6 protein-coding genes are annotated in these 6,411 nt (G+C 73.5%); 2 read left to right on the top strand and 4 right to left on the bottom strand.

Annotation, left to right across the window (positions count from 1 at the left end):
• Window positions 1-79 precede the first annotated feature (79 nt).
• Window positions 80-490: a DUF3224 domain-containing protein gene (locus AB0G02_RS25520; RefSeq protein ID WP_360798154.1), complete on the bottom strand. Its 411-nt coding sequence runs from the start codon at window positions 488-490 to the stop codon at window positions 80-82.
• A 49-nt stretch (window positions 491-539) separates the two neighbouring features.
• Between AB0G02_RS25520 and AB0G02_RS25515 the strand changes: the two genes are divergently transcribed.
• Entirely contained in the window at window positions 540-1,499 is a 960-nt protein-coding gene (locus AB0G02_RS25515) for a WYL domain-containing protein (protein WP_360798152.1), read from the top strand.
• Window positions 1,500-1,553: 54 nt separating this feature from the next.
• Here the strand turns inward: AB0G02_RS25515 and AB0G02_RS25510 are convergent, their stop codons facing one another.
• Window positions 1,554-3,335, bottom strand: a complete 1,782-nt coding sequence (locus AB0G02_RS25510; protein ID WP_360798150.1) for a substrate-binding domain-containing protein — start codon at window positions 3,333-3,335, stop codon at window positions 1,554-1,556.
• 97 nt (window positions 3,336-3,432) lie between these two features.
• Window positions 3,433-4,317 (bottom strand): 3-methyladenine DNA glycosylase, encoded by an 885-nt coding sequence (locus AB0G02_RS25505; RefSeq protein WP_360798148.1) that lies wholly within the window; start codon window positions 4,315-4,317, stop codon window positions 3,433-3,435.
• A 131-nt stretch (window positions 4,318-4,448) separates the two neighbouring features.
• On the opposite strand from AB0G02_RS25505, the gene AB0G02_RS25500 reads away from it, so the two are divergent.
• On the top strand, window positions 4,449-5,654 hold the full coding sequence (locus tag AB0G02_RS25500; protein ID WP_360798146.1) for an MFS transporter: 1,206 nt from the start codon (window positions 4,449-4,451) through the stop codon (window positions 5,652-5,654).
• Between the two features lie 362 nt (window positions 5,655-6,016).
• Here AB0G02_RS25500 and AB0G02_RS25495 read toward each other — a convergent pair whose 3' ends face one another.
• On the bottom strand, window positions 6,017-6,286 hold the full coding sequence (locus tag AB0G02_RS25495) for a hypothetical protein (RefSeq protein ID WP_360798144.1): 270 nt from the start codon (window positions 6,284-6,286) through the stop codon (window positions 6,017-6,019).
• Window positions 6,287-6,411: the final 125 nt, after the last annotated feature.

Genomic DNA, 6,411 nt, shown 5'->3' with positions numbered 1-6,411 from the left:
AGTCCACGCTCGCGGCCGGGGCCTCGTGCTGTCCGGAGTGGTGTCGGGCGGGTCCTGCGCCCGCTGCGGACCGACGTCCCTACCCGGCCAGCCCGTAGTCCAGCTCCAACCGGCCCGGCTCGCCGTGCGGCCACGTGATCCGGCCGGTGCCGGACAGGCCCTCCAGCCCTCCCGTGGCGGAGACGACGGTGACCGTCGAGGACGCCACGCCGTTCACGAAGCCGCCGACGTGGTGCAGGACGAACGAGCCCGCGCGCCCGTCCAAAGTGCCGGTCACGACCTCGTAGGCGGTCGACGCGCAGGTCGTGTCGTCCTCGTACGTCATCACGAACCGCATGTCCCCAGTGGCCTCCAGCGCGCCGGTGTAGGCGACGGTCATCCCGCCGACGGTCTGCTTCGGGCCGCTCACCTCGTCGTAGCGCTTGCCGTCCCAGGTCTGCTCGTCCCAGCTCTTCATCTCGAGCCGCGCGGTGGTGTGCGTCTTGGTCATGGTGGTGATCGTGCCGGGCATACCTGACAGGTGATGTCAGGATGGGGTCATGCGCGCGAGCCGTCTGCTGTCCCTGCTCCTCCTGCTCCAGTCACGCGGCCGGATGACCGCGCAGGAGCTCGCGGACGAGCTGGAGGTCTCGGTCCGCACGGTCTACCGGGACGTCGAGGCGCTCGGCGCGTCCGGCGTGCCGGTGTACGCCGACCGGGGTCCGGCGGGCGGCTACCAGCTGGTCGACGGCTACCGCACCAGGCTGACCGGGCTGACCTCCGAGGAGGCCGACTCGCTGTTCCTGACCGGCATGCCCGGCCCGGCCGCCGAGCTCGGGCTGGGCGCGGTGGTGGCGGCGACCCAGCTCAAGGTGCTCGCCGCCCTGCCGCCGGAGCTGCGCTCACGCGCCGGGCGGGTCCGGGAGAGGTTCCACCTGGACGCGCCCGGCTGGTTCCGCGGCAACGAGGGCACCCCGCGCGTGGCCGCGATCGCGGAGGCGGTGTGGCAGCAGCGACGCCTGCGGATCCGGTACGTGCGGTGGGCGCAGGTCGAGGTGGAGCGGACGGTCGACCCGCTCGGCCTCGTGCTCAAGGCGGGCACCTGGTACCTCGTCGCCCGCACCGACGACCTGCGCACGTACCGGGTGTCGCGGGTGGTGGAGCTGACGAGGCTGGACGAGCCGTTCGACCGGCCCGAGGGGTTCGACCTGGCCGAGTACTGGGCGGGCTGGTCCGAGCGGTTCGAGCAGCGCATGTACCCGATGCGGGTGACGGTCCGGCTGACGCCGAACGGGCTGCGCAGCGCCCAGGTCCTGCTCGGCCTCGTCCCCGCACGAGAGCTCAGGGACGTCGAACCCGAGGGGGAGTGGACGACGGTCCGGGTGCCGGTCGAGTCGCTGGACCACGCGGTGGTCGACCTGCTCCGCCTCGGCCCCGAGGTCGAGGTGGTCGAACCGCCGGAGCTGCGGGAACGCGTCATCGCCCGGATCGCCGCCATGGCCGACGTCTACCAGCGGTGAGCGGTCACCGCGACGGCCGACGAGCACATCGGACGCCGCGGTGCCCGTGGCGGTCTAGTCGGCCGACAGGAGCTGACCGAGGGCGGCGTCCACGCCCTGACCGTCCTCGACCACCGACAGCGTGCCGCCGGTTGACCGGGCCAGTTCGGACAGCGGCGCGCGCTCCGGGTCCTGACCGAGCGCGATGACGCTGATCTCGACGTCCTTGCCCTCCTGCTTCACCGACGCCAGCCGCGACGTCAGCTCCTGGAACGTCAGCCCGCCGTCGTTCGCGCCGTCGGTGAGCACCACGATCCGGTTGCGCTTGCCGCCCTGGTGGCTCGCGAGCATCCGCTCGTACAGGGCGAGCACGCTGCTGTAGAGCTGGGTGGCGCTCTGCGGCTGCAACGCGGCCACGCCGTCCAGCAGCGCCTGCCGCTGGGTGGCGACCGGGCCGGTGGGCACGAGCTGCCGGTACGGCTTGTCGCCGTCGAGCTCGCGGGAGAACTCCCACAACCCCAGCGACCCGGACACCGACCGGTTGACCTGCCCGGACAGGGCCTGCTTCACCCAGTCCATCCGGCTGCGGCCACCGCCGCCGGGTTCCTCCATCGACTTCGAGGTGTCCACCAGCACGGTGACGACCTGGCCGTTGTCCGCGGTCGCCCAGGCCGCCGAGATCTGCTGGGTGGTGTTGGCGTCGGCGGGCGTGAGCGTGTCGGTGACCGCGGCCCACCGGATGCCGGGCGACGGCTTGGGCCGCTCGGTGGTGGCATCCACGCGCAACCCCTCGGCGGCCAGGATCTTCTGCTGGTCGGGCTCGTGCAGGAACTCCCGGAACGCCTGCGACGCCCGCACCTGCGCCTCACCGACCCAGTCGCCCGCCAGCGACACGAACGGGAAGTCCGCGATCGGCGTCGGCCCGCCCGCCGCCACCCCGTACAGGGGCTTCATCGGTGCCGTGCCGCCGTCCTTGCCGGTGTTGTGCCGGTACAGGTCGACCTCGAACACCGGCACCGCGCTGAACCCCACCGCGTTCACCGCGGTGTCGTCGGCCAGCAGGCTCAACGCCTGCCACGTGCCCGCGGGCGTCTCCTTCGGCGTGGACGACGTCAGCCTGCTCATCGTGCTCTTCACCGGGTCCAGCGCCAGCATCTCGGTGGTGACCGGGCCCTTGCCCTCGGGGCTCGCGCCGGCCAGCGCCGACTGCACGGCCATCGCGGTGGCCGAGTTCGTCGCCGGGTCGGGCATGGCGACCTTGAACGCGCCCCACTCGGGGTGGCCGAACCGGCCCCAGCCGTCCGCCGCGCCGGCCAGGTCGGGCAGGTCGGTCCACCGGAACCCGGAACCGGACTGCACGGCCTGCGCGGCGTCCTGGTGCAGGGCCAGCAGCACGGGGCTGGTCGCGATCGACTGGGGCACCGCGCCCAGCAGGGCGGCGTTCTGCGCGCCGAGCCGGTTGGCCCACAGCATCGAGTCGGTCACCCACGCGTGCGGCCGTTCTCCGATCTTGTCGGCGTCCCAGCCCTGGGTCAGGCCTTCGAGCACGACCTCGGAGTCGATCGACTGGACCTCGACCTGGATGCAGTGGTCGTAGACGACCGGGCGCTGCCTGCTCCACGCCTCCGCGACCTGCTTGACCGCCTCGGCGACGCTGGGCGTCGCGGCGACCCTGAGCAGCGCGTTGCCCTCGTTGCAGTCACCCGCCTCGGCCGCGGCCCGGCGCTCCACGATGCCGCCGACCCAGCTCCAGCCGAGCCACCCGAGCACCAGCAGGACGACCAGGCCGACGATGGCCACCGGCCACTTCGCGATACCGCGCCGCACCTTCGTCCGCAGCGCGCGGTGTCGAGACATCGTCTTCCTCTCAGCGTTCGCCTACGTACGGCTGGCGAATCCCGACCGGCGCCACGCTAACAGGTGACGTTTGGGGAACGGGTGAAGTCACTCCAGGTCATCGCGCGGTGACGAGAACCGCGCCGAGCAGCCGGGTCAGCTCGATCAGCCGGGCTCTCAGCGGCGCGGCGGCCTCCGCGAACCCCGCCTGCTGCCGCGCGTACTCCGCGCGCCCCTCGGCCGTCTCGATCCGCACCGGCCCGTACCCGAGCCCGGCCAGGTCGTACGGGCTGGCCCGCATGTCCAGCTCCCGGATCCGCGCCGCCAGCTCGAAGCAGTCCGCGACCAGCTCCGACGGCGTGGCCGGGTCCAGCTTGTACGCCCACTTGAACAAATCCATGTTCGCGTGCAGGCAGCCCGGCTGCTCCAGCTCCACCTGGGTCTCGCGGGTCGGCTGGAGCGCGTTGCGCGGCCGTGCGTCCGGGGTGAAGAAGCGGAACGCGTCGAAGTGCCCGCACTGCACCCGCTGCGACTCCACCACCCGGTCGGTGCCCTCGCTGCCCAGCCGCAACGGCCACGCGTCGTGCCGCACCTGCTCCGGCCGCTGCCGGTAGACCATCGCCCACTCGTGCAGGCCGAAGCAGCCCAGCCTGGGCGCGCGCTCGGCGGTCGCGGCGAGCAGCCGACCCGCGAACACCACCGTGTTCGCCCGTTCCCGCGCGAACGCCTCGACGTCCAGCGCCACGCCGTCCGCCGTGCGCCGGTAGACCGGCCACTTCAGGTAGGACAGCGCCGCATCGCCCTCCAGGACCACGCCCGGACCCGGGTGCCAGCGCTCCAGCCGCGAGGGCCGGTGCGAGTAGTACGAGAACAGGAAGTCCAGCACCGGGTGCTTGCGGCCGGCGGCCTTGCGCTCGTGGTGCGGGCCGGTCCACCGCCGCACGCGCTCCGCGTGCGCGTCACGGCGCGCGGTCCACTCCGACTCCGACAGGACGACCCCCACAGCGGACCAGGGTACTTCGCCCCGGACCAGCGCCGACCCCTGCCCGGCGACCCCCTGCGGGCGGCGCGCTCCGCGTCCACCTCGCGTTGAGGAGTCGACCGCCGGCGGTGTCCGTTGGCAGAGTGTCGACCATGTCCAGGGGGTGGGTGCGGCTTCAGGCCGTGGCGGTGTCCGGTTCGGTGGCCGAAGGTCTGATGTTGTCGGTGCTGCCGTGGATCGCGGCCACGATCACCTCGGACCCGCGGCAGCTGTCGCTGGTCAACGTGGTCGGGCAGGCGCCGTGGCTGGTGTTCTCGCTGTTCGCGGGCGTGCTGATCGACCGGGTGCGGCGCAGCGCCGTGCTCGCGTCGGCGTACCTGGTGCAGGGGTGCGCGGCGCTGGCGCTCGCGGTGGCGGGGGTCACGGGCTCGCTGAGCCTGCCGCTGCTGGTGGTCGTGGCGTTCGTGGTGACGTCGGCGCAGGTGCTCGGTGACGGCGCGACCGGTGCGCTGGTGCCCGAGGTGGTGGAGCCGGACCGGTTGGCGACGGCGAACACGCGGCTGATCCTCATCGACCGCGGCGTGGTGCAGTTCGTGGTGCCGCCGGTGGCGGGGTTCCTGGTCGCGTTCGGCCTGGGCACGCCCGCGTGGGCGGCTTTCGCGGCCGCCGCCGTGGCGCTGGTGTTCGTGCGAGGGCTGCGCTCGGCCCCGGCGACGCCGTCGACGGAGCACCCGTTGCGCGACATCGCGGAGGGGCTGCGGTTCCTGGTCGGGACGCGGCTGCTGCTGTCGATCACGGTGGCGGTGGCGCTCGGGTCGTTCGCGGCCAGCGCGGCGATGGCGATGTTCGTGCTGTACGTGAAGGAGCTGCTGAAGCTGGGGTCGGTCGGCTACGGCGTGATGCTGGCGGTGGCGGCGGCCGGGTGGGTGGCGTCGTCGTTCGTGGTGAGCCGGGTGGTGGACCGGCTCGGGTACGCGTGGTCGATGCGGCTGGGGCAGGTCGGCATGGTGGTGACGATGGTGCTGTACGCGGTGCTGCCGCCGTGGGCGTGGGCGATCGGTGTGGTGTCGTTCGCGCAGTCCGCGGTCGTGATGGTGTGGAACGTCTGCTCGCAGTCCAGCCGCCAGCGCTTCACCCCGCCCGCCCTGCTCGGCCGGGTGCTCACCAGCCACCGCGCGCTGGCCTGGGGCCTGACCCCGCTGGGTGCCCTGGCGGGCGGCTTCGTGGCCGCGGGCTTCGGCCTGCGGTCCGTGTGGGTGATGGCGACGCTGATCCAGGTGGGCGCCCTGGTCACCGCGTGGCGCGGCCTGTCGCCGCAGGCGTTCCGGGACGCGGAACTGGTCGCCGGGAACCGCTGACGCCCGGAGCGCGGGGCGGTGGTCGCCGGGCGGCCGGCGGTCGGGGCCGGACGGGGCGGCGGGATGGGCCGGGCGGCTGGCGGGCCGGGGGTGGATGCGCCTGGCGGGCCGTGCGAGTGGCAGGTGGCCGGACGGTTTTGCGTCACGCTTCGCAGGCGTCCCCGGCCAGGGGACCCCTGGCTTTTATTCTGCCGGCGAGGTCCGACAATTTCGGTGGATCCGGCGGCCGGTCGGACCAGCGGTCGTCACGCCGGCGTGAGCAGGACCGGTGGGGCGGATCCCGGTGTGGGGCGGATCCCGGTGTGGGGCGGGGGCGAACCGGCTCGGGCGGAGCGCGGGGGGACCGGCGCGGGGGACCGGGGTCAGAGCGGTGGGATCAGGCCCGGGAACTTGCGAGCGCCGTTGCAGTGCGGGCACTCGCGGCCGTTGTCGACGGTTCGCGGTGCGCCGCCGATCACGGCCGAGGTCGGGTTGGCGATGAACCCCGCCCCGCCGCAGAGGTGGCAGATGGTGCGGGGCTCGGAGGTCACGCCGAACAGGTCGTCCTCGTCCTCGACGTCATCGTCGTCGAAGCCGTCCTCCTCCTCTTGCGAGTCGAACTCGTCCTCGTCGTCTTCCTCACGCGGATCCACGTGACCAACCGTAGTCGGGGGGGGGGGGGCGCCCGGCCCCCGGGCCCCGCCGCCCCGCCCCGCCCCGGGCGGCGCCCGCGGGGGGCGCCACCGCCCGTGCGGCCCCCCCGGCGAGAAGGTGGCGC

The organism is Actinosynnema sp. NPDC023658, from assembly GCF_040639995.1.
Classification (GTDB): Bacteria; Actinomycetota; Actinomycetes; order Mycobacteriales; family Pseudonocardiaceae; genus Actinosynnema.
Note: the sequence above shows the minus strand (reverse complement) of the source record. Positions and strands in the feature narration are given on the sequence as shown.